The sequence below is a fragment of the Enterobacter sp. C3_dUdeg genome, assembly GCF_057536195.1.
In genome coordinates this window covers 906,729-930,641 of the sequence record NZ_BAAKFX010000001.1, presented here as the reverse complement: position 1 = coordinate 930,641, position 23,913 = coordinate 906,729, and the positions used below count along the sequence as shown (strand labels likewise).

Genomic DNA, 23,913 nt, shown 5'->3' with positions numbered 1-23,913 from the left:
AAAACCCGCCATCGCTGGCGGTTTTTTTTATGGCTTTTTATGCCTGCGCAGCCAGATTAACTTGTACGCCGCAGGAATAATAAACAGCGATAACAGCGGCGCCGTGATCATCCCGCCAATCATCGGCGCCGCTATCCGGCTCATGACCTCTGACCCTGCCCCCGTTCCCCAAAGAATGGGCAGCAGACCGGCAATGATCACCGCGACGGTCATCGCCTTTGGCCGCACGCGCAGCACGGCGCCATGGTAAAGGGCGTTATCAAGCCCCTGTTCGGTGAACGTGTCCCGATGGGACAACGCTGGTTGCGCTTCAACGGCATGACGCAAATACATCAGCATGACTACGCCAAATTCTGCCGCTACCCCGGCAAGGGCGATAAAGCCGGTACCGGTTGCCACAGACATATGGAAGCCCTGCCAGTAGAGGAACCATATTCCCCCGACCAGGGCGAACGGCAGGCTCATCAGGATCAGCAGCGCTTCATCCACGCGGCGGAACGCCAGATACAGCAGAATGAAGATGATCATCACCGTCATCGGCACCATCAGCTTCAGTTTCTTGTTGGCGTGTTCGAGCAGCTCAAACTGCCCGGAGAATGAGACGCTGGTGCCCGGCCTCAGCTTTACGTTCTGACTAATGGCCGTCTTAATGTCATTCACCACCGACACCATATCCCTGCCGCGGGCATCAATATAAATCCAGCTCGCAGGGCGGGCATTCTCCGTTTTCAGCATCGTGGGGCCGGAAACCACGTTGATATCCGCCACATCGCCCAGCGTGATCTGCTGTTTCATCGGCGTCAGGATCGGCATTTGCTTTAACGCGTTCGGGCTGTTCCGGTAGTCGTGGGGATAGCGGATATTAATCGGGTACCGGGCGACGCCTTCCACCGTTTCCCCCACCGTCGCCCCGCCGATGGCCGAGGAGACGAACAGCTGCACATCGCCCACCGTCATCCCGTAGCGCGAGGCTTTTTCCCGCTTGATATCAACGTCAATGTAGCGCCCGCCCTCCAGACGTTCAGCCAGGGCAGACACCACGCCCGGCACCGTTTTGGCTACCGCCTCGATGCTCTGCGCCGTGGCGTCGATATCCGACAGAACGGTACCCGACACCTTGATACCAATCGGGCTTTTGATCCCGGTGGAAAGCATATCGATGCGGTTACGAATGGGCGGAACCCAGAGGTTCGCCAGGCCGGGCAATCGAACGGTCTTGTCGAGTTCGTCAATAATCTTGTCATTCGTCATGCCGGGCCGCCACTCATTCTCAGGCTTGAGCTGAATCGTGGTTTCCACCATCTCGAGCGGCGCGGAATCCGTTGCGGTCTCAGCCTTACCCGTTTTACCAAAAACGGAGGCCACTTCTGGCACGGTTTTGATTAACTTGTCCGTGGTCTGTAACAGCGCCGCTGCTTCTGCCGGAGAAACACCCGGCAATGTTGACGGCATATACAGCAGATCGCCTTCGTTGATCTTCGGTAAAAACTCGCCGCCCACCTGGCTGAGAGGCCAGATCACCGTGAATATGGACAAGGCCGCAACCAGCAGGGTTGTTTTTGGCCTGTGGAGCACTCTAATCAGTAGCGGATGGTAGGCTTTAATCAGCAGCCTGTTCAGTGGGTTACTGGTCTCAGCGGGAATTTTACCCCGGATCCAGAATCCCATCAGGATGGGGATAACGACGATGGCCAGCGCGGCCGCACCCGCCATGGAGTACGTTTTGGTGAAGGCCAGCGGACCAAACAGCCGCCCTTCCTGCCCCTCAAGAGTAAAGATGGGAATGAAGGACAGGGTGATAATCAGCAGGCTAATAAACAGCGCGGGGCCAACCTCGACAGAGGCGTTGGTGATCACCTTCCAGCGCGTGGCGTTATCAATCTGCTCTCCCGGATGCTGGTGATCCCACTCTTCGAGCCGTTTGTGCGCGTTTTCAATCATGACGATGGCGGCATCCACCATCGCCCCGACGGCAATGGCAATGCCTCCCAGCGACATAATGTTGGCGTTCAGCCCCTGGAAATGCATGACGATAAAGGCAATACACAGGCCAAGCGGCAGAGAGATAATCGCGACCAGCGCAGAGCGCACGTGCCACAGGAACAGTGCGCAGACGATGGCCACCACGATAAACTCTTCGAGCAGTTTGGAACTCAGGTTGTCGATTGCCCGATCGATGAGCTGGCTGCGATCGTAGGTGGTCACAATCTCAACGCCTTCCGGCAGGCTGGCCTTCAGCGTCTCCAGCTTATCTTTCACCGCCGTGATGACTTCACGCGCATTTTTACCTGAACGCAGGATCACCACGCCACCCGCAACTTCCCCCTGCCCGTTTAATTCGGCAATGCCGCGGCGCATTTCCGGCCCCGTTTGTACGCGGGCGACATCGCGAAGATAAATCGGTACCCCGTTCTCTCCGGCTTTCAGGACAATGTTATTGAAATCATCCATCGTCTGCAGATAGCCGCTGGCCCGGACCATATACTCCGCTTCCGCCATTTCAACTGACGATCCCCCCGCCTCCTGGTTAGACGACTCAAGTGCCTGCTTAACCTCCGGCAGGCTAATGCCGTACTGAGCCAGTTTTAACGGATTGACCTGGATCTGATACTGCTTCACCACGCCGCCGACGGAGGCCACTTCGGCCACGTTAGGAATCGTTTTCAGTTCAAATTTCAGGAACCAGTCCTGCAACGAGCGCAACTCTGCGAGATCGTGTTTTCCGCTGCGATCCACCAGCGCATACTCAAATATCCAGCCCACGCCCGTGGCATCAGGACCGATTTCAGAGCTCACGCCGGCAGGCAGCTTGCCCTGAACCTGGTTCAGATACTCCAGCACGCGCGAACGGGCCCAGTACAAATCGGTGCCGTCTTCAAAAATGACGTACACGTACGAATCGCCAAATTGCGAAAAACCGCGCACGGTCTTTGCGCCGGGAACCGACAGCATGGTGGTAGTCAGTGGATAGGTGACCTGATTTTCAACAATCTGCGGGGCCTGGCCGGGATAGCTGGTTTTGATAATCACCTGAACGTCAGAGAGATCGGGCAAGGCATCGACTGGCGTGTTAATAATCGTCCATGTGCCCCAGACGCTGAGGAACAGCGCCCCCATCATGACCAGGAAACGGTTGGCGACCGACCGCCGGATAATCCATTCAATCATCATCGTCTCCTTAATGGCCAGAATGCGCGTCGTCAGCGGCTTCAGCGTGACGCATGCGCTCCAGCGCGCCGGAAATATTGGCCTCCGAGTCAATCAGGAACAGACCGCTGACCACTACCGACTCCCCCTCTTCCAGTCCGCTACCAATGCCGGACTGCTGCTGAGATTCGTGCAGTACGTGGATCCTTTTCGGTACAAAATTCCCGTCTGCATCGACGGTAATCACGCGCTGTTCTTTACCGGTATCGATAACGGCCTGGGAGGGGATCAGCAGCATTTCCTGGCTTTGAGTATTCAGCTTCAGGTACGCGTTCATGCCCGGTTTCAGCAGCTCATCCCTGTTAGAGACCTGCAGGCGCACCTGCAGCGTACGGGTGGTTTGATCCACGCTTGGCAGAAGACTCCATTTATCAACCGGGAAGGATTTATCCGGATAAGCCGGTATCGAAACCGCAAACTGCGAGGTCTCTTTCAGCAGATAAGCAATGGATTCAGGCACTGCCGCGCCGATCCAGACCGGATCCATCCCCTGAATTTGCGCTACCACCTTATCTTTGGAAATATTCATGCCGGTACGCAGATCAAAGGCCGTGATCGCTCCGTCGATCGGCGCCCTGATGGTAAACCGGGTCTGAATAGTACGGGTCGCACGCAGCCTCTGAATATCCTCATCCGGCATACCCGCCAGCCGAAGCCGTTCCAGAACCCCTTTGATTTGCGTCGGCGTTCCGCCGGTGCCGGATAACAGCAGAAACTCGCTCTGCGCCTCTACCCAGTCAGGAATGGTTATATCAACGAGCGGCGTGCCTTTCTTCACCTTATCGCCCGTCGTCAGCGGGTACACTTTTTCCACAAAGCCTTCCGCGCGCGCCTGCACAATGACAAACTGATAGTCGTTATAGCTGACGTTAGCCGGGATCGTCTGGGCATAATTAAGCGTTCCGCGCGTCACCTTTTGTGTTTTTAATCCCAGGTTCTGGACCTGCGTCGGGTCAATACGGATACCGGCACTGCTTTTATTGGCGTTTTCATCCGCATATTTCGGCACCAGATCCATATCCATAAACGGCGATTTGCCGGGCTTATCGAATTTTACGTCTGGCTTCATTGGGTCATACCAGAAAAGTACCTTTCTTTCTGGTGCGCTATTTTCCGTTTTTACAGATGAATGAAAAACCTGCCATGCCGTCACCGATATCAGCCCTCCCGCGATAAGGCTGCTGACTATCACGGCAGCATATTTTATTTTTAATGAGGCCATGCCGCGTCTCGCTATTTAATGCTCTTGAGTAAAGAGAGATTGCCCTGCTGAACAAATGAAAAATCAACGTGACTGCCGACTTTTAAGGCATTGATACTCTCGTCAGCCTGAATAAAGGTGAAACGCATGGTCATCGCAGGCCAGCCAATTTCCGGGATCGCTTCATGGGAAATCGTGACTTTTTTATTCGTGAGATCAATGTCCTTCACGATGCCGGTTCCCGTGATGACCTGCTCTGATGTCCCTTCGCTGGCAGCACTCATCATCTCGTGCTGATGAACCTCAGCCTGGAGGCCGGCAGAAAACACAATGGAGATTGCACCAAATACAACGGCCTTAAGTGAATTGCGCATGGTTATTTTCCTGTTTAATTAAATAAGATTATTCGACCCAACCGCCGCCGAGCGCGGTGAAGAGATTAATTTCATTAACCTGCCGGGCATAAATAAGGTCGAGAATATTTTGCTGGGTAGAGAAAAGAGAACGCTCCGCGTCAAGCACTTCGATATAGCTGACCGCGCCGCTGGAATATAACCCTCTGGCACGTTGAAGCGTGATGCGGAGCGAATCCAGATACCGCTGCTGTGCAGCAAGCTGCTGGTTAATGCTGTCCCGCAGCGCGAGCGCGTCGGCAACCTGTTTAAAGGCGGACTGAATTTTTTGTTCGTAATTAACCACCGACTGCTGCTGGCGAATTTCGGCCAGCTTCAGGTTGGCCTTATTTCTGCCCGCATTAAAAATAGGAATTTCTATTTTAGGAATAAAATTCCACATCCCGCTCCCGGACGTAAAGAGGCTGGACAACTCCGTGCTGCCCGTTGAAAGCCCGCTGGTCAGGGAAATAGACGGGAAAAAGGCGGCGCGCGCCGCACCGATATTCGCATCGGCCGCTTTAAGCTGATACTCCGCCTCCATAATATCCGGGCGCTGCAGCAGTATCTCGGAGGAAAGATGAGGAGGCAGTTTTACCGGCGCAACGTCGCTGGCGTTCATGCCGCCGTCACCCGGCAGCGCGCGATACGTGCCGAGGACCAGCTGCAGGGCGTTATTGGCCTGCGCCAGCTCCCCCTCTCTTTTGGCAATCTCTGCCTGCGTGCTTTCGATCTGTCCCCGGGCCTGTTCCAGCGCAAGGACGCTCGTACTGCCCGTCACCAGCTGCTGCTCAACGAACGCATAAGACTGCCGGTAATTTTTCAGCGTATCCTGCGCGATACGCAGCTGTTTATACGCCAGCTGCTGGTTGAAATAGCTCTGGGAAACGTTAGAGACGAGCAGGATATGCACCGCGCGACGGGCCTCTTCGCTCGCGAAAAAATTTTGTCGGTCGGCCTCGCTCATGTTCTTCAGCTTGCCGAAGAAATCGAGTTCATAGCTAAGCGCAAGGCCCGCGTCGTACTGCTGCGCGGTGGGTTTGTCACTTTTCAGCCCGCCGCTGTACGTGATGCCCGAGGAGGCATTCAGCTGAGGGTAGCGATCCGCATCCGTCACGTTGAACTGCGCCCGGGCCTCTTCGACCTTCAGGGCGGCCATTTTCAGATCGCGATTGTTCTTCAGGGCCTCCGTAATCAGCCCGGCAACCTGAGGGTCGACGAAAAAGTTGCGCCAGCCGGTATCCTGATACCCTGCCGCCGCGGGCGTCAGGCCGTTACGGGAGAGCGAAAACTGCCGGGGGACAGGTGCCTCCGGCCGCTGGTACTCCGGGGCCAGCGAGACGCAGCCTGCCAGAATAAATACCGTACTGATGCTTAGTCGTTTTAACAGGAACATAACGGTTCAAATAAAGTCCAGAGTAGTTTTAGGGCTACTCTACGCAACGCATCCTGTTTGACGGGTGACAGGATAATGACAATGTTGTCATTTTTAGCGTAAGTCATTGTTAACGGCGGTACGCTCACTAGAATGTCATCAGCAGCCAGTCAGGGGAGCACGATGAAAATACTGATCGTCGAAGACGAAATGAAAACCGGTGAGTACCTGAGTAAGGGGCTGACTGAAGCGGGGTTTGTGGTTGACCACGCGGATAATGGCCTGAACGGCTACCATCTCGCCATGACCGCTGAATACGATCTGCTGATTCTGGATATCATGCTGCCCGATGTGAACGGCTGGGACATTGTCCGCATGCTCCGCTCTGCCGGCAAAGGGATGCCCATCCTGTTACTCACGGCTCTCGGCACGATTGAACACCGGGTTAAAGGGCTTGAGCTGGGCGCGGATGACTATCTGATTAAGCCATTCGCTTTTGCCGAGCTGCTCGCCCGGGTGAGGACGCTGTTGAGACGCGGAAATACGGTGATCGCGGAAAGCCAGCTTCAGGTGGCAGACCTGACGGTTGACCTCGTGTCGAGAAAGGTAAGCCGGGCCGGAAGCCGCATCTCGTTAACCAGCAAAGAGTTCAGCCTGCTGGAGTTTTTCCTGCGGCATCAGGGAGAGGTGCTTCCCCGCGCCCTGATTGCCTCCCAGGTGTGGGACATGAATTTTGACAGCGACACAAACGCAATTGACGTGGCGGTAAAGCGGCTTCGCGCGAAAATCGATAACGATTTTCAACCGAAGCTGATCCAGACGGTGCGCGGCGTGGGCTATATGCTGGAGGTGCCGGATGCGCGTTAAGCTTCCCGGGCGCCCTTTTTCGCTTGCCCTGCGGCTGACCTTTTTTATCAGTCTCTCCACGATACTGGCCTTTTTCGCCTTTACCTGGTTTATGCTGCATTCCGTTGAAAAGCACTTCGCCGAGCAGGATGTCAGCGACCTGCAGCAAATCAGCACCGCGATGCACCGCATCCTGCAGTCTCCGGTCGATCCTGACCAAAAGAAAATCAGTAAAATCAAAGAGTCGATCGCCAGCTACCGCAACGTAGCCGTCCTGCTCCTGGATCCGCAGGGCAATATCCTGTTCAGCTCGGCGCAAGGGGAAGCACTGCGCCCTGCGATGAACGCGGCGGACTTCAGCGAACACCGCCGCGCGCAGGATGTGTTTCTCTGGACGGTTGAAGACTCTGCCGCAAACATGCACGCCGGGTCCGACATGAAAATGGAAACGTACCGGATTATCGCCTCTTCAGGCACGGCGACGCTGCAGGGCAAAACGCAGGGCTACGTGATGCTGATCGGGCTCTCCATCAATTTTCATCTGCACTACCTTGAGGCGCTGAAAAAGAATCTCCTGGCAATTGCCGCGGCGATCAGCCTGCTGATTATTCTTGTCATTCGCATCGCGGTTCGTCAGGGACATTTGCCCCTGCGTAACGTCAGCAACGCCATTAAAAATATCACTTCAGAAAACCTCGACGCGCGGCTGGAGCCGTCCCGCGTGCCCGTTGAGCTGGAACAGCTGGTCATTTCCTTCAACCATATGATCGAAAAGATTGAAGATGTCTTTACCCGCCAGGCGAATTTTTCCGCCGATATCGCGCATGAAATCAGAACCCCCATCACCAACCTGGTGACGCAAACGGAAATCGCGCTGAGCCAGAACCGCTCGCAGAAAGAGCTGGAAGATGTTCTGTACTCCAGCCTGGAAGAGTACAACCGGATGACCCGCATGGTCAGCGACATGCTTTTCCTGGCGCAGGCGGATAATAATCAGCTCATCCCTGACCGGGTGGTGTTTGATTTAAGTGCGGAGGTCATGAAAGTCTTCGATTTCTTCGAAGCCTGGGCGGAAGAACGCAACGTTACGCTGAAATTTAACGGGATGCCCTGCCTGATAGAAGGCGATCCGCAGATGTTCCGGAGAGCAATGAATAATCTGCTCTCCAATGCCCTGCGCTATACGCCAGCAGGAAAAGCGGTGACGGTTTCCATCAGAGAACAGGATAACGACGTTGAACTGATGATAGAAAATCCCGGTACGCCGATCCCGCAAGAGCATCTGCCAAAGCTGTTTGACCGTTTCTATCGCGTCGATCCGTCAAGGCAGCGCAAAGGCGAAGGCAGCGGGATCGGGCTTGCCATCGTGAAGTCCATCGTCTCCGCGCATCACGGAAAAGTCCGCGTGGAATCGGATGCGGCATCGACGCGCTTCATCCTCATCGTGCCGGGAAAAGTGGCCTGAGCGTCAGCGCACGGCCCGACACACTTCCAGTACTTTTTCCCTGAGCCATCGATGTCCCGGGTCCCTTTCCATGCGCGGATGCCACATCTGTGACACCGTAATGGTCCGGGTTTTAAACGGCAGTTCAAAGACGTGTACGCGCTCGTTCATCGGCTGATTGAGCAGGTACAGCGCCGGCACCATGGCAATCAGATCGGACGCCAGCGCCACGGATAGCGCCGTTGGAAATCCGGGCACCACGCTGGCGACCTTGCGTTTCATCCCCCGTTCCGCCAGCGCGTCATCGACAAACCCGTGTAGCGATCCGTCCGGCGAGGCCACCACGTGGCCCCACGCGACATAATCGTCAAGGCTGACGTCAGGCCGTAATGAGAGCGGATGTCCCTTACGCACCGCGCCAACAAACCGATCCTGAAAGAGCCGTTGCAGCCGTATTTCCGGCCCCATATTGCTCTGCACGCCGATCTCCAGGTCGACCAGCCCCTCACGCAAATAGCGCGACGTTTTTTCAGGTTTTGGCGAGAAGCGGATGCACACCCCGGGGGCAACGCTCGCCACCGCCGCAATCAGCAGTGGCCCAAACGCCACCACAAAACCGTCGTTGGCTCTGATGGTGAACAGCCGCTCGAGACTTTCCACCTTCAGCGCGTCGGTGGAGGGCTGCAGCACCGCCCTCGCCTCATGCACGGCAGTTCTGGCGCGGTCTCGCGCGGATTCGGCCCAGGGCGTCAGCACCATATGACGACCGGCCCGCACCAGAATAGGATCGCCGGTCACCTCCCGCAGCCTGCTCAGGGTGCGGCTCATGGCGGAAGTGCTGAGGTTCAAACGTCGCGCCGCGCCCGCCACGCTGGCTTCGGCCAGCAGAACGTCGAGCGCAACCAGAAGGTTAAAGTCAGGATCGGACACGGTGACTCCTAAGATAAGGCGTTATATGCAACGATTAAATGCAGCTGATGCGTCTTCCGCCCTGTATACCGCATGATTATAGTTTCGTCATCACTATTCTTATCTGGAGTAACGACGATGACGCTATTTTCAAACCTGCCCGGCGATGAAGGCTTACCCGGTCATGAACGCGCCCGGGTCATGGCCGCCGTCATGACCACCACGCTGATGGGCGTCTTTGACGGCACCATGATCAACATCGCGCTGCCCTCCATGGCAAGGGCGATACAGGTACCCGCAAACGTTGCGGTCTGGTTCTCCAACGGTTACCTGCTTTCAGCGGCAATGACGTTAGCCATCTTCGCGGCGCTGGCGGCGCGCGTGGGCTATCGCCCGGTGTTTCTTGTTGGGCTTGCCACCTTTACGCTCACCTCGCTCGGCTGCGCGCTGGCAGCGACGCCGGAAATGTTAACCGGCATGCGTATTCTGCAGGGCATCGGCGGTGCGGCCACCCTGAGTATCGCCCCGGCGATCCTGCGATCCGTTTTTCCGGGTCGACTGCTTGGCCGTATTCTGGGGCTGCACGCCCTGCTTATCGCCTCCAGCACGGCGATTGCCCCCGTGCTGGGCGGAACCATACTGGACGCGCTGAGCTGGCAGTGGCTGTTCGCCATTAACATTGTTCCGGGCAGCGTCGCCCTGCTGCTGGCGTGGCGGGCCTTGCCGCGGGAAACGGCCGTTGACCGCTCGCCCTTTGACGCGCCGGGCGCCGTGCTCTCCGCCGCGCTGTTAGGTTCGGCGATTATGCTGGCCGACAGCCTTCAGCACGTGACGCAAAACATCAACCAGACGGCCACAGGCTGGGGGCTGCTCGCGCTGGTCAGCACCCTCGCCTTTATCTGGCGGATTCGGCGCGCGCGAAGTCCCATCCTGCCGCCCGTCATGTTTAAAAACGGACGCTTTACCCTCGCCGCCCTGACCTCGCTGGCCTCGTTTGTCAGTCAGGGCATCACCTTTGTCGCGCTGCCGTTTCTGTTTCAGAGCGTGTATGGCTACAGCCCGGTGGTCTCCGCGCTGCTGTTCACCCCGTGGCCGATTGGCATCGTGCTGATCGCGCCGCACGCGGGACGCTGGGCAGATACGATTTCCGCGCCGCTGATCTCGACAATCGGGCTGATGATTTTTGTCGGTGGGCTGCTCCTGCTGGCGACGTTGCCGGAGAGCCCTTCCGCATGGAATATCTGCCTGCGCAGCCTGGTTTGCGGGATTGGGTTTGGCTGCTTCCAGAGCCCCAATAACCGGGAGATGCTCTCTAACGTGGCGCGGGAATATGCCAGCTACGCCTCCGGCGTGTTGTCGATTGTGAGGACATTCGGCCAGTGTCTCGGTGCCGCCGCGGTGGGCGTGCTGCTGGCGACGACCGAATCAGACCATGACCGGGCCGTGCATCTGGCGCTATGGATAGCCGTGATAGCCTCGACGGGATCGGTGTTGTTTAGCGTGAGTCGGCTGCGCCCTGCGGTTCGGGCATCAGCGTAAACTGTTGCAGCGCCTTTCGGCGCTGCTCGTTTATAACGCCTACGCTGTAAGGCGTTCATTCCACGCATCAGTGTATTGAATATTTCCGTCCAGGATTTTCCATGTGATTTTTGCGTATCGCAAAGATACATTTTCCAGGTGACCAGTACCGGGACAATCTCTTGTATCATGCATAACTGGAGTTATTGAAATGACTTTCACACCTTCCATAAGAATATTGAAGTATTCCACTTCCTGGCCAGCATCATTGATGTGATAGAACTTTAATTCAGCACTTTGAAGCGTTTGACCTGTAGCCACTGCTTTGTATAGATAGGGTGAAGATGAATCAATTGCTTTTGTTAAACTGAAAGCTGAGTGTTGCCTTGTACCTGTAAGTTTACCTGTTGCCTCATCTGTTGGAATGCTCAGGTTATGGATCAGATCTCTAAGCTCTATGCTTCCTTCACGGTCTGCAACATCAGAACCGCCACGGATCATTGCTCCACCATCGTCTTTCAAAAAGAGGTGTACTGGTACAGCCATTTCTAAAACTCCTTATGCTAATTAATCTCTTATTCCATTTGCTATGAGGTTAATTACAGGCATGATCGCTACACCATCTGCATAGAACAGATCCGAATTAGTGAATGAATAAACCTTACCTGTGATTTTTATATTTACCGTGTTCCCATAAGCAGAAGCTGTAACATCGCTTGTATTGGCTTCAAGGAACGGCGATCGATCTTTAAGGGCCTTCATAATGTTCCCGCTTTTGTCTTTATCTAAATAGAAGCGGTAAATATCCGACACCGTAGCTCCTCCGTCATCATACTTTGTTATGTACAGTGTGACGGTATCAGATAGTTTCTGTTTGCTTACAAAGCTATCGCGAGGAGGTGCATTAAAATAGTATTGATATGTCAGAAACCCGCAAACAACGATCAATAAAATCGTTGTGAGTAAACAATGAAGCCGTTTAATAACCGTGTTTCTTTGCATATTCAATCCCTTGACTTATCCAAAACTGATCGTGAGGATCATCCCCATATGGCGGTTTTTGATACCAGTGCCCCCATTTCTTTTTGGAGGTTTTAGCTCTTTCCTGCGCCCATCCTGCCCCCATCAATAACGTTTCTGATGGTATCCCGGCAGCATAGCCAGCCGAACCATAATTGAAGTTACCAAAGTTCGCTAACTCAGGGTGTCCCTGCTTGTAATCCCAAGGCCCCTTATTTCTTACTTTTTGATAAAACCAAAGATAGGTTGTAGGAATAGCCATATTTCTACTCATACCATGCGCTCTTGCAATCCTCATGTTTGCTAATGCAAGCGCGATTCCTTCTTTTGGTAACAAAGGTATAACAGCCATATTAACCATTCTTTTCACATGGATATATGACCACGTATCGTACACTTTTGCGATAGTAAAAAAGATATCTGTTTCGAGACAAATGACGGAAAAATAACCGATTAAGATATTAATCGCATTAAAAATAAAGAAATTTAGGCTGCGCCTGCAGTTCGGGCATCAGCCTGATTCGCCCGGTGGCGCTACGCTTGCACGGGCCTACAAGGAAGCTTTGCACAATGTAGGCCGGGTAAGCGCAGCGCCACCCGGCAAGAAAGACGGCGCGTTCGTTTACTCCAGCGCCAGCAGCGCAAAGCTCGCCAGCCAGTGCCCGCCGCTGTAGTGACTGCCGACAACATGCTCAACGCTTGCCGACAGGTGTTTCGTCACCGCCTCGCGCAGCGCCTGCTGCGCCGGATGGTTTGCGGGAAGCGCTCTGGCAATGTGCTTCATGCACCAGGCGCGGCTGAGGTTTAACCCATCGAGATGGGCAATTTTCGGGTCGGTACGGTCGCTCACTTCCGCCGGGTTCATCAGCGCCGCAATGGTGCCCGCCTCCGGGAGAAACGCGTCAAACCAGGCCGGGAAGTCTTTCTGCACCTTGCTCATCAGCAGCGCTTCCGTCAGCGCGCCGGAAATATACTCATCACCGCCGGGCTCGTAGTGGGCCGGATAGCGCGTGTCGGCGAGATAAAACCGCTCCGCCGCCGTGACAATCGCCTGCTCAAGCGCGCTATCTTCTACTGCTCGGGCGTAGTCCAACCCAAGCGCGAGGGCAAACGCCGTGTTGTAGTGCGTCCCGACGCGGATCGGATAGGTGAGCTTGCTGAGATAATCTACCAGGCGGTTACGAATATCCTGGGTTAACGGCTCAAGCGTCCGATACCAGCCTGCGGCCTGCGGCAGCGACGACTGCTTTAGCTCCTGGGCCAGCGCCAGCAGCCAGCCGTAGCCATACGGGCGCTCAAACGAGGCGCGGAACGGCGCGGTGAAATAGGCCAGCTCCTTAGCCACGTTCTCTTCCGTCAGGTGCTCGTCGACAAGCGCGACGATCGCGTCACGGCTCGGCAGATCCGGGTAGAGACGCACGCAGCGCAGCAGCAGCCAGTAGCCGTGCACCGCCGAGTGCCAGTCAAAACAGCCGTAGAAAATGGGGTGCAGTTCGCGCGGCGGCAGAACGTCGCCATCATCATTAAGCAGGTGCATGATGTGGTTCGGGTATTCCTGGCGCAAATAGGTCAAAGGCATGCGGGCAAACGCGTCAGCCTGATGTTGCGTTAATTCCATAACAGCTCCTTAGCGAAACACGAGGAAATACATGAGGAACACGTTCACCACCAGCAGGGTTAACGCGGTCGGGATCTGGATCTTGATCACCTGATACTTATCTTTCAGCTCCAGCAGCGCGGCGGGAACAATGTTGAAGTTAGCGGCCATCGGCGTCATCAGCGTGCCGCAGTAGCCCGCGTACATGCCAATCGCCAGCAGCGGCGCCGGGTTGCCGTGATGCACATTAATCAGAAACGGCAAGGCGATCCCCGCGCTCAGCACCGGGAAGGCCGCAAACGCATTCCCCATGATCATGGTAAACAGCGCCATCCCCACGCAGTAAATCACCACCAGCATAAAGCGGTTATCCGGATTAACGAACAGGCTCACCACCTTCTGCACCGAGTCACCGGTATTGGCCGCCACGAACACGCCGCCGAGCATGGCCAGCATCTGCGGCAGGATCACCGCCCAGCCGATGGTGTCGACAAGACGGCGAGACTGGCGAATGGCGTGCAGCGGCGTGCCTTTGGTCAGCCACCATCCGGTGAGGATCGCCGCGACGCAGGCCACGCACAGCGCCGCCAGGGTAAGCTGTTTCTGATCGAGCAGGAATACGCCGCCAACCGACACGCCCTTCAGGAACAGCGTCCCGATAACCGTCACCACCGGGATCATCAGCGCGGGCAAAAATAGCCAGTTTTTAAGGCGGTTTGACGAGGCGAGACGTTCGTCTTCGGTGGACATTTTATAGTGCCCTTTTCCGACCAGACCAAAACCCGCCAGCAGCGCGATAGCGATGACGCCCCCGCCGATTATCCGGTACGCCAGCGATTTCCCCAGCTCCTGCACCATCAGATCGCCGAACAGGAAGATCCCGCCAAATAAAAACCAGAACAGCGCCGTGGTAAAACGCTTCGGATTGGCGCGATCGCGCAGGGTCATCACAACCAGCAGCATCACGACGAAGCCGATCAGGTAGTACACGCGGTTAATGGTGATAAGCGTCATCATTGCGCGGCCTCCCGCGTGCCCTGCTCCGCGCGCCAGGCCATGACGTCGCGACGGATGCTGGCATCCAGGCGCAGAAGGCGCGTCATATGAATAACTAATGCCGCAATGGCGGTTGGGATGGCCCACAGGCCGATATGCAGCGGTTCGATGCCCGCAATACCGTTCTCTTTCAGGAACGCGTCGATCAGCAGCACCGCGCCAAAGGCAATAAAGATATCTTCCCCAAAGAAGACCGCAATGTTGTCGCACGCGGCGGCATGGGCTTTGATTTTGTCGCGGATGTGCTGCGGCAGCTCGCCGTATTCGTTTAGCGCCGCCCCTTCGGCCATCGGCGCCAGCAGCGGACGCACCGTCTGGGCATGACCGCCCAGCGACATCAGCCCCAGCGCGGCGGTGCCTTCACGGGCGACAAAATAGAGCATCAGAATACGCGCCGAGGTCGCGCTGGCGATCTTCGCCACCCAGGCCTGGGCACGCTCCTTGAGCCCGTAATATTCCAGCAGACCAATCACGGGCAGGATCAGAATGAAGGTCGCCAGCGATCGGCTATTCACGAACTTTTCGCCAAAGGTCTCCAGCAGCATCCCGAAATCCATACCGACCAGCAGACCCGTTGCCAGCCCCGCCACCACGACCACCAGCAGCGGGTTGAAGCGCAGTGCAAAACCAATAACCACGATCGGTATCCCGATCAGCGGCAACAGCGTAGTACCGTCCATAACGTTTACCCTATCCAAAGTGAGCGTTGCGCGCCGACGGCTATTTTTTTATTTTGCGGCGAGCGATGTTGTGTTTTTCGACAGGTTTCGGAAAACCTGCGCTAAAAAGCTATATCTGAACCTCAAAAACATGTAAACAAATTATCAATAAAATGTTCTTATTTTATCGATGAGTTTACATTTCTGGCTAAGGAACGTTATGACCTCGGAAAAGAGTGCTACACCCCCTCACGACGATATCAACGACGGCCGGATCGTCTCGTCCCGCCACCTGGTGTCCGAGCGCTGCGCGGAACTGTCAGAGCTGGAGTACGCGCTGATCATGACCAGCAACGCGTTCAATAAATGGATGGTGCGCTGCATGGCCGCAGCCGGCGAGCCCGATATGGGCGCATTTGACGTCTCGCTGCTGCATCACGTGAACCACCGCGACCGCAAGAAAAAGCTGGCCGATATCTGTTTCGTTCTTAACGTGGAAGATACCCACGTGGTGACCTACGCCCTGAAAAAGCTGGTCAAAGCGGGCTACGTGACGAGCGAGAAAGCGGGCAAAGAGCTCTTTTTTTCGACTACCGAGGAAGGGAAAGCGTTGTGCATGAAGTACCGGGACGTGCGGGAGGCGTGTCTGATCGCAATCCACGCGGAGAGCGGCATTGCCGGGAAGTCGATTGGCGAGACCGCGCAGCTGTTACGCACGATCTCCTCCCTGTATGACACCGCCGCCCGCGCGGCGGCATCACTCTAGGGCTAAGGACGTCTGAAGAGAGTAATACTGCGTCCGGCCAGTTCGTACTCTACGGTTTCGGTGAATGCTGTCCCGGCGGCAGCGTCCTCTGCCGTAGACAGCTCCAGCACCCATCCCCCTTCGCCAAACTGCGGGATCTGGAACGGCACGGTCCCTTCAAACGGGTTGAACAGCATCAGCACGTCGTGCCAGATGCCGTCCTCCTGCCTGAGATCCGGCCTGCTGATGGAGACGCCGAGCGTCGAGCCTTCATCCCACTGCTCGGCCTGCTGCGGGCCGCCGCCGGCATTGAACCAGCGGATCTCCAGCCCGTCGCGCCAGCTTTCACGCCGCAATAACGGCTGCGATGCGCGAAGCGCAATGAGCCGTCGGGTAAACTCGCGCAGCGCAGCGTCGTTTTCGGTTATTCCGTTCCAGTCGATCCACGAAATTTCGCTGTCCTGGCAGTAACCGTTGTTGTTGCCCTTCTGCGTGCGGCCAAACTCGTCCCCCGCCAGCAGCATCGGCGTGCCGTGGGAAAACAGCAGCGTGGTCAGGAAATTACGCTTCTGCCGCTCGCGGGTAGCAATAATATCCGGGTTCTCCGTCGGCCCTTCTTCGCCATAGTTGTACGAGCGATTGTCATTATGCCCGTCGTTATTATCCTCGCCGTTGTCGGCGTTGTGCTTCTCGTTGTACGACACCAGGTCATTCAGCGTAAAGCCGTCGTGAGCGGTAATGAAGTTGACGCTGGCCCACGGACGACGCCCGCGCAGGTCGTACAGATCCCCGGATCCCAGCAGCCGTGCGGCAAAGTCGTTGGAGACGTTATCGCCCTTCCAGTACTCGCGTACGGTATCGCGGTATTTGTCGTTCCACTCACCCCAGCCCGGCGGGAAACCGCCAACCTGATACCCGCCGGGACCGATGTCCCAGGGTTCACCAATCAGCTTAAGTCTTGATAACACCGGATCCTGAGTCATGGCGTCGAAGAAACCGCCGCGCGGGTCAAATCCTTCCGGCTCGCGGCCCAGTATCGTCCCCAGGTCGAAACGAAAACCGTCAATATGCATCGATTCCGCCCAGTAGCGCAGCGAATCCATCACCATCTGCAGCACGCGTGGGTGCGAGGTGTTGACCGTGTTTCCCGTCCCGGTGTCGTTGATGTAGTACCGGTGCTGGTCCGGCAGGGTGCGGTAATAGCTGTAGTTATCAATCCCCTTAAACGAAAGCGTCGGGCCAAGCTCATTTCCTTCCGCCGTATGGTTGTACACCACGTCCAGAATCACCTCGATGCCCGCATCGTGATACGCGCGCACCATGTCGCGAAAGCCCTGGATCCCCGCCGGGCCGTAGTAGCGCGACGCCGGAGCAAAAAAGCCGAGGGTGTTATAGCCCCAGAAGTTCTTCAGGCCGCGATCGAGCAGATGCTGGTCGTCCGGGAACCAGTGAACCGGCAGAAGCTCCACCGAGGTGATGCCAAGACTCTTGATGTAGTCGACCGAGGCTTTGTGTCCCATCCCCTCAAACGTGCCGCGCAGCTCCTGCGGGATGGCCGGGTTCATCTGGGTAAAGCCCTTCACGTGGCTCTCATAGACGACGGTATGCGGCCAGGGCACGTTTGGCCGGCTGTTGTCCTGCCAGTCAAAGGCGTTCGGGTCGATGACCTTGCATTTCGGCGTGAACGGCGCGCTGTCGCGCGTGTCAAAGCTTAAATCTAACTCGTCATGCCCCAGCTCATAGCCGAAATGGGCATCGTTCCAGTCGATATCGCCCACCAGTTCTCGGGCGTAAGGGTCGATAAGCAGCTTGTGCGGGTTAAAGCGGTGGCCGTTTTCCGGATCGTAAGGGCCGTAGACGCGATAGCCGTACAGCGCGCCGGGCTTCAGGTCCGGCACATAGCCGTGCCAGACCTCATGGGTATATTCCGGCAGCTCCAGCCGGGCGATTTCGTTTTTCCCGGACGGATCAAACAGACAGAGCTCCACCCGCTCGGCGTGAGCGGAGAACAGCGCGAAGTTGACGCCCTTCCCGTCATAATTCGCCCCCAACTGCTGGCCATGACCGGCCCGAATTTCAAACGTAGTATCCTTTGCCATTTTCGTTCTCCACGATTATTCGCAGGTAAGCAGAACCAGTACACATCCCTTTTCTGACGTTAAATCCAGCGTCTCTTGCAGAATGCGGCTCTCACCGCTGAACAGATCCCGATAGCGTTTCCCGGCCAGTTCTTCCGGTATCGCGACCCTGGTATTGACCCACAGCTGATGATTATCGGTGACATCAAAAACCAGACGCGGTACGGCGACAATCAGCGCCTCCTCGTCCTTAACGCGGGCATAGACAATCAGGTTCTCCTCGCGCTCGCCGGTGACCTTAAGCGGCAGCCAGTCGCCGTAGCGGAAAAGCGCGTCGTAATGCGGACGCAGCCGCAGCAGCGTGGCGGTGACGAACTGCTTAACGCGCCCGTCTCGCCAGCAGGCCGGGTTATCAAATACCGTGGCATCCGCCGCGCTGAGGTTGTGCACCAGCGCGTTGAAGTCCGGCTCCCGTCGGTTATCCGGGTCGACGAGGCTAAAGTTGAGCGCCTCGCTGCCCTGATAGATATCCGGCACGCCGGGAGCCGTCAGCTTGATTACCGTCTGGCTGAGGCTGTTCATCAACCCGGCGCGGATAAAGGGCTGCATCGCCTCGCTAAAATCCTGCAGGAACAGCGCGTTGTCCGGCGAAAGCAGGTGCCGCGCGTAGCTCAGCACCACGCTCTCATAGCTCTCGTTGCTGTCGATCCAGTCGGTGCGCTGTTTTGCCTCGCGCAGCGCTTTCTCGAGGAAGCCGATAAAACGCGCTTCCAGTGATGCAAGCCCTTCAGCGTCGTCCGGAGACAGCGTGGCGGGCCAGACGCCCGCCAGCGCCTGATAGATCATCCAGGTATCGGCAGCGTTCGGCGCGGTACCGTCATTGAGAAAACGCACCTGAGTCTGGTTCATCTGTCGCCAGCGGGCCAGATTTTCCCCCCAGCGTTCCGGCGCTTCCGTCAGGGTGTAGAGACGCGCCCGAGCGTCTTCCCCGCGCTTGGTATCGTGCGTGGAGGTGCCCAGCAGCGCGTCGGGCTGTCGGGCGAGACGAATGCGCATCTCCTGGTGGAAGCGGGATAATGAAAACGCGCGCGGCGTCGGGTCGGCGCCCACTTCATTGAGCGCCAGCTCGAGGTTGTGGCGGAAGAACAGCGTGTCTTCAACGGACTTCGCCATCAGCGGCCCGGTAAGCTGCTGGAAGCGGGTTCTGAACAGCGCGGCGGACTCGCGGCAATCTTCCGGCAGGTCGCCGGTGAGAATGCGCACAATCAGGCTCAGCGCCGCTTCAGACGTCTCCACGCCGGCGACCACGCGGTTAAGCAGCGCCACGTCCGACGGGGTTAATCCCTCCCGGGTGCCGTAGGTGCGGTAGACCGGAAAGGCGATAAGCAGCTCGCGCAGCGCGTGGCGGATCTCCTCGCGCGGTAGCGCAACCTCATTGCGGCGGGCCAGATCGTCAGCAAGGTTAAGCAGCGTGGTGAATTCACCCTCAAAATTGCGATCGGTCATCAGGCCCTTGGCATCGCGCAGTTCCGCGTGGCGATCGACCGCTATTCCCAGCGTTTCGTCGTGGATGGTCTCCAGGCGCGACAGGTTATCGTCGTCGACCAGCACTTCCGCCAGCGAGGCGATAAACTCGTAGCCGGTGGTGCCGGATACCGGCCAGTCGGCGGGGAGCTGTTCTCCCTTCGCGAGGATTTTTTCAACCGTGATGTAGCAGTCGGGCCCGGTTTTCTCCCGCAGGTGCTGCAGATACCCCAGCGGATCGGCCAGGCCGTCGACGTGGTCAATGCGCAGGCCGTCCACCACGCCGGCGTGAACCAGCTCCAGGATCAGCCGGTGCGTATCGTCGAAAACCGCGTCGTCTTCAACCCGAACGCCGACCAGCCCGGTGATCTCGAAGAAGCGCCGCCACGAGAGCTGCTTCGGCGCTTCCCGCCAGGACATCAGCCGCCAGCTTTGCGCTTCATGCAGCTCAGCGATGCTCTTATCCTCGCTGTACGTACCGGGGTTGAGCGGATACTCGGCGTCGTAGTAAACCAGCGCGGCCTTGTACGTGACAGGGTCACGTTTTAGAGCGATCGCCCCCTTCTCCAGCTCCGCCTCAAAGGTGTCGCCGAGGAACGGCAGCGTTAGCGGGCGCGACCCGTCGATATCGAAATAGCGGAAATAGCGGCTCTGCTGGCCGTATTCAATCACGTCCCGCCACCAGGCATTTTCCAGCGAGGTGGACATATGGTTCGGGACAATATCCAGAATCAGCCCCATGCCGGCCTGCTTAAGCGCCGCCGCCATGCGGTCGAAACCGTCTCGTCCGCCGATCGCGGGGTCAATTTCATTCGGGTTGGTCACGTCATAGCCGTGGGTGGAACCCGCTGTGGCGGTAAATACGGGCGATGCGTAGAGATGGCTGATGCCGAGATCTTTCAGGTAAGGCACCAGCGCCGCAACGCGATCGAAGGTCATGCCATTACGGAACTGAATACGGTACGTGGCGGAAGGGATCATAACGATGCTTCTCCATCAGCAAAGCGAACGACAATACCGTTCGGCGGTAAAACGTCAGTGACTTCCGGCCAGGCAAAGCGCGTCTCACCCGCGAGATCGGGCAGCGCGACGGGCTTACTACCGATATTCAGCGCCAGAGAGAGCGTCCCCGACGGGAAATGCCAGCTCACCGCCACCATGCCGGGCGCGGTCTTGATTACTTTGCCCTCAACGGCGCCGCCATGACGCAGAAGCGGAACGATATGGCGATGACGCAGCGTCAGCAGGTGGCGCGTGAAGCGCAGCCACGTTTTGCCTTCGTCGGTGGCAATCTTATTCCAGTCGAGTTTTGAACGGATAAACGTGCTCAGGTCGTTCGGATCCGGGACGGTTTCATCGTGCCCGGCATGGCCGGTAAACTCTTTTGCGCGCCCTTCCCGCACCGCCTTTGCCAGATCGCCGTGAAAATCGGTGAAGAACAGGAACGGGTGCGTTTCACCAAACTCCTCGCCCATAAACAGCAGCGGGATATGGGGGGAAAGCAGCAGCGCGGCAAGCAGCACCCGCGTCTTGTCGACACCGGCCAGGGTGATAAGACGCTCGCCCTGGGCGCGATTCCCGGTCTGATCGTGGTTCTGAATAAAATCGACGAAGAACTGCGGCGGCTGCGTCTGGCACTCCACCCCGCGGGATTCGCCGGTTTGCAGCGAAATCTCGCCCTGGTAGACAAAGCCTTCCGCCAGCGCCCGGGCGAACTTTTTCTCCGGCTCAAAGGCAAAATCCTGGTAGTACGCGTGCGTCTCGCCGGTGGCAAACACGTGGGCGGCGTTGTGGAAGTCATCATTCCACTCGGCGGTGAACAGCGGCGTGTTGCCCTGTTCATCGCGCGGATGCAGGAAAATCACGTTGCGGCTGTCTTCCGTGGTCAGGTGAACGTGGCGGTGCGGGATCGCCTCGCGGATTTTTGCGGCAATCTCCTCCAGAATGTGCGTCTCCGAGGTGTCTTTAATCTGGTCGATGGCATCGAAGCGCAGGCCGTCCAGACGGTACTCCGTCAGCCAGTAGAGCGGCGCATCGGTAATGTACTGCCTTACCGGCTCGCGTTCGTAAGCGATGCCGTTGCCCCACGGCGTCATCCGCTGTGCATCAAAAAACGCGGGCGACAGCAGCGGCAGATAGTTCCCCTCCGGGCCGAAGTGGTTGAGCACGATATCCAGCACCACGGAGAGTCCCAGCCCGTGCGCGGCGTCGATAAACGCGTGGAAATCCTCCGGCGTACCGTAGGCAGAGTGCGGGGCGTACAGCAGCACGCCGTCATACCCCCAGCCGCGTGTTCCGCCACACTGAGAGACGGGCATCACTTCAAGCTGGGTAATACCGAGCTCTGCCAGATACGGCAGCTTGTCGATGGCGGCCCGGAAGGTACCCTCCGGGGTAAACGTGCCGATGTGCAGCTCGTAGATAACCGTGTCTTCCCACGGCCGCCCTGCCCAGTCCCGGTTGACCGGCTGATAGCGTTGGGGATCGATAACGATGGAGGGGCCGTTAACGTCGCCTTTTTGCGCGCGCGAGGCGGGATCGGGCACCGTCATGCCGTCCTGCAGAACAAATTGATATTCTCCACCGTGCGTGACGCCGGATACGTCTGCCTGAAACCAGCCGTCGCCAGCTGCCGTCATCGGCACGTCGGCGGCGGCCAGACGTAGCGTTAGTTCTTTCTGTCCTTCTGCCCAGACGCGAAAACGTACAACGTCATCGGAAATAAACTCAGCACCCCACTGCTTTTGAAATGTCCTGAATTCCATTCATTGTCCTCGAATGACCCACATTTTACGCGGAACGAAGTACAAGCTTAGTTCAGGATTAAAAGTGTGTTAGGCCAGCGAATTTAACCGCTTCGTCTATTCTTTATGAAATAACTCACTACCGGGAAGACTATGCAGATTCGAAAAGGACTCAATACCGACCTCGCTCGCCTTGAATGCTGTGACTTTTCTTTCACCATTAGCCACATTGCGCGAGAGCCCTTTATCCACTGCGATTTGCATATCGAAGCCGTCGCCGTGCCCTGGATTAAAACCTACGAGCTCGATATCCAAACCCTTGAAAACCACTGCGTTAATCCGGACGCCATATTTCTTATTGCCGAAACGGATGACGGGGAAATTGCGGGGTTTATTACCGCGTCAATCGGCTGGAATAAGTTTATCTCGGTGGATTACATTGCCGTGGAGCGCACGAAACGCAGAACCGGCGCCGCGCAAAAATTAATGGCCGCCGCGCACGTGTGGGCCCGCAGCGTAAACGCGCCGGGATTACGGCTTGAAACACAAAATGTGAACGTCTCTGCCTGTCTGTTTTACCGCAACTACGGGTTTACCCTGGGCGGATACGATCGTTATCTCTACAACGCCTTACCGGAAAAAGACGAAGTCGCCCTGTTCTGGTATTACATGCTGGTCTAGCGGTGTGGCCTTCATATTTCTGTCATTGAATTTCATTACGCTTTCGGGATTTTAACCAGGGTGTTGAGGAAAAAAGTGTGAATTCAATGGCTAAGGTATTACTGCTGGCATTACCTGTTTTGAGTGCAACGGCAGCGGCGACGGCCGCCGGGGGCGAGCTGTGTGAACCCAAAGCGTACGAAATGGCGCTGCGCTATCAGCAGAAATCGGCAGAGATCGTGGCTCTTCAGCTGCAGACGTATCGGTTTGCCACCGAGCGTTTCAACGAGAAGTTAAAAGAGCTGAAAACGCCTGAAAATTACGCCGTGGTAATGGACCTGGATGAAACGGTGCTGGATAACACCCCTCTGCTGGTGCGCGACACCGAGCAGTGTCACGACTATACAAAATGGGACACCTGGAGCGACTGGGAAAAACAGGGAAAACCCGGCTTAATTCCGGGCGCGAAGGCGTTTCTTGACCATGTGAATCAAAGCAAGGTCCGTATCTATTATGTTTCGGACCGTATGCAGGAAAATAAAGCCGATACGCTCAGGACGTTAAAAGCCCTGGGACTTCCGCAGGTGTCCGATGAAAGCGTGCTTCTGGACACGGTCAGCAAGGAAGAGCGTCGCCAGAGCATCCTCAAAAAGCAGCAGATCGTAATGCTGTTTGGCGACAGCCTGCCGGATTTCGCCGTGCAGTTTAAAAATAAAAAGCCGAGCGAGCAGCAGCGCGAGCTGGTTGAAGCCAGCGCGGAACACTTCGGAAACGACTGGATTGTGCTGCCAAATGCCGCTTATGGCTCCTGGTCCAAAGCCACGCCGGACAGCTGGAACGCGCCGCTGAAAAAATAAGGTTTTACGGGCCGGGAAAGGCAGCATCGCCACCCGGCTTCTGCGCTGTACTATCCACTGCGTTTATAGGTCCTATCATTT

Annotated in this window: 20 protein-coding genes; 6 read left to right on the top strand and 14 right to left on the bottom strand. The window is 56.8% G+C overall.

The genetic code is table 11. The annotated features are described in order from the left end of the window. Positions 1–27 precede the first annotated feature (27 nt). The 4 genes from silA to AC27FC_RS04295 are packed head-to-tail and all read right to left on the bottom strand — an operon-like array spanning position 28 to position 6,196. Positions 28–3,168: a Cu(+)/Ag(+) efflux RND transporter permease subunit SilA gene (gene silA / locus AC27FC_RS04310; protein WP_094935872.1), complete on the bottom strand. Its 3,141-nt coding sequence runs from the start codon at positions 3,166–3,168 to the stop codon at positions 28–30. Positions 3,169–3,178: 10 nt separating this feature from the next. Then, positions 3,179–4,429 (bottom strand): efflux RND transporter periplasmic adaptor subunit, encoded by a 1,251-nt coding sequence (locus tag AC27FC_RS04305; RefSeq protein WP_196354371.1) that lies wholly within the window; start codon positions 4,427–4,429, stop codon positions 3,179–3,181. Positions 4,430–4,440: 11 nt separating this feature from the next. Continuing rightward, the gene (gene cusF, locus AC27FC_RS04300; protein WP_196354370.1) at positions 4,441–4,782 is read right to left on the bottom strand and encodes a cation efflux system protein CusF; all 342 of its coding nucleotides are present in this window, start codon (positions 4,780–4,782) and stop codon (positions 4,441–4,443) included. 28 nt (positions 4,783–4,810) lie between these two features. Then, positions 4,811–6,196 (bottom strand): efflux transporter outer membrane subunit, encoded by a 1,386-nt coding sequence (locus AC27FC_RS04295; protein WP_196354368.1) that lies wholly within the window; start codon positions 6,194–6,196, stop codon positions 4,811–4,813. A 162-nt stretch (positions 6,197–6,358) separates the two neighbouring features. Between AC27FC_RS04295 and AC27FC_RS04290 the strand changes: the two genes are divergently transcribed. Further along, positions 6,359–7,042, top strand: a complete 684-nt coding sequence (locus tag AC27FC_RS04290) for a copper/silver response regulator transcription factor (protein ID WP_094935869.1) — start codon at positions 6,359–6,361, stop codon at positions 7,040–7,042. Further along, a complete protein-coding gene (locus tag AC27FC_RS04285; RefSeq protein WP_094935868.1) occupies positions 7,032–8,486 on the top strand; it encodes a Cu(+)/Ag(+) sensor histidine kinase in 1,455 nt (484 codons plus the stop codon). Before AC27FC_RS04290 ends, AC27FC_RS04285 begins: the two co-directional genes overlap by 11 nt. A 3-nt stretch (positions 8,487–8,489) precedes the next feature. Here AC27FC_RS04285 and AC27FC_RS04280 read toward each other — a convergent pair whose 3' ends face one another. Continuing rightward, positions 8,490–9,395 (bottom strand): LysR family transcriptional regulator, encoded by a 906-nt coding sequence (locus tag AC27FC_RS04280; protein ID WP_196354367.1) that lies wholly within the window; start codon positions 9,393–9,395, stop codon positions 8,490–8,492. A 117-nt stretch (positions 9,396–9,512) separates the two neighbouring features. Between AC27FC_RS04280 and AC27FC_RS04275 the strand changes: the two genes are divergently transcribed. Continuing rightward, on the top strand, positions 9,513–10,913 hold the full coding sequence (locus tag AC27FC_RS04275) for an MFS transporter (protein WP_196354366.1): 1,401 nt from the start codon (positions 9,513–9,515) through the stop codon (positions 10,911–10,913). 39 nt (positions 10,914–10,952) lie between these two features. On the opposite strand, the gene AC27FC_RS04270 is transcribed toward AC27FC_RS04275, so the two are convergent. The 6 genes from AC27FC_RS04270 to AC27FC_RS04245 all read right to left on the bottom strand — a co-directional run bounded on the left by AC27FC_RS04270 (position 10,953) and on the right by AC27FC_RS04245 (position 15,245). Then, positions 10,953–11,438 (bottom strand): Hcp family type VI secretion system effector, encoded by a 486-nt coding sequence (locus tag AC27FC_RS04270; protein WP_023311839.1) that lies wholly within the window; start codon positions 11,436–11,438, stop codon positions 10,953–10,955. Between the two features lie 21 nt (positions 11,439–11,459). After that, entirely contained in the window at positions 11,460–11,894 is a 435-nt protein-coding gene (locus AC27FC_RS04265; RefSeq protein WP_196354365.1) for a hypothetical protein, read from the bottom strand. After that, entirely contained in the window at positions 11,872–12,264 is a 393-nt protein-coding gene (locus tag AC27FC_RS04260) for a polymorphic toxin type 44 domain-containing protein (RefSeq protein ID WP_032668456.1), read from the bottom strand. Before AC27FC_RS04260 ends, AC27FC_RS04265 begins: the two co-directional genes overlap by 23 nt. A gap of 270 nt (positions 12,265–12,534) precedes the next feature. Then, positions 12,535–13,530 carry a DUF2891 domain-containing protein gene (locus tag AC27FC_RS04255; RefSeq protein ID WP_196354363.1) on the bottom strand — a complete coding sequence of 332 codons (996 nt, stop codon included), beginning with the start codon at positions 13,528–13,530 and terminating at the stop codon, positions 12,535–12,537. A 9-nt stretch (positions 13,531–13,539) separates the two neighbouring features. After that, the gene (locus AC27FC_RS04250; protein WP_033145579.1) at positions 13,540–14,526 is read right to left on the bottom strand and encodes a DUF979 domain-containing protein; all 987 of its coding nucleotides are present in this window, start codon (positions 14,524–14,526) and stop codon (positions 13,540–13,542) included. Further along, positions 14,523–15,245: a DUF969 domain-containing protein gene (locus AC27FC_RS04245; protein ID WP_069302844.1), complete on the bottom strand. Its 723-nt coding sequence runs from the start codon at positions 15,243–15,245 to the stop codon at positions 14,523–14,525. The genes AC27FC_RS04250 and AC27FC_RS04245 overlap by 4 nt, the downstream gene beginning before the upstream one ends. Positions 15,246–15,444: 199 nt before the next feature. Between AC27FC_RS04245 and AC27FC_RS04240 the strand changes: the two genes are divergently transcribed. Then, positions 15,445–15,990 (top strand): winged helix DNA-binding protein, encoded by a 546-nt coding sequence (locus AC27FC_RS04240; protein WP_033145581.1) that lies wholly within the window; start codon positions 15,445–15,447, stop codon positions 15,988–15,990. Between the two features lie 2 nt (positions 15,991–15,992). Here AC27FC_RS04240 and glgX read toward each other — a convergent pair whose 3' ends face one another. From glgX to treZ, 3 genes are read right to left on the bottom strand one after another with little or no spacing between them, the layout of a single operon-like run. After that, positions 15,993–18,068 carry a glycogen debranching protein GlgX gene (glgX, locus tag AC27FC_RS04235; protein ID WP_196354362.1) on the bottom strand — a complete coding sequence of 692 codons (2,076 nt, stop codon included), beginning with the start codon at positions 18,066–18,068 and terminating at the stop codon, positions 15,993–15,995. Between the two features lie 15 nt (positions 18,069–18,083). Further along, positions 18,084–20,552, bottom strand: coding sequence for a malto-oligosyltrehalose synthase (treY, locus tag AC27FC_RS04230; protein ID WP_196354360.1), 2,469 nt, complete (start codon positions 20,550–20,552; stop codon positions 18,084–18,086). Further along, positions 20,549–22,336, bottom strand: a complete 1,788-nt coding sequence (treZ, locus tag AC27FC_RS04225) for a malto-oligosyltrehalose trehalohydrolase (protein WP_196354359.1) — start codon at positions 22,334–22,336, stop codon at positions 20,549–20,551. The genes treY and treZ overlap by 4 nt, the downstream gene beginning before the upstream one ends. A gap of 132 nt (positions 22,337–22,468) precedes the next feature. Between treZ and AC27FC_RS04220 the strand changes: the two genes are divergently transcribed. Continuing rightward, positions 22,469–22,996: a GNAT family N-acetyltransferase gene (locus AC27FC_RS04220; RefSeq protein WP_033145585.1), complete on the top strand. Its 528-nt coding sequence runs from the start codon at positions 22,469–22,471 to the stop codon at positions 22,994–22,996. Between the two features lie 86 nt (positions 22,997–23,082). Continuing rightward, positions 23,083–23,832: a 5'-nucleotidase, lipoprotein e(P4) family gene (locus tag AC27FC_RS04215; protein WP_198922072.1), complete on the top strand. Its 750-nt coding sequence runs from the start codon at positions 23,083–23,085 to the stop codon at positions 23,830–23,832. Positions 23,833–23,913 lie beyond the last annotated feature (81 nt).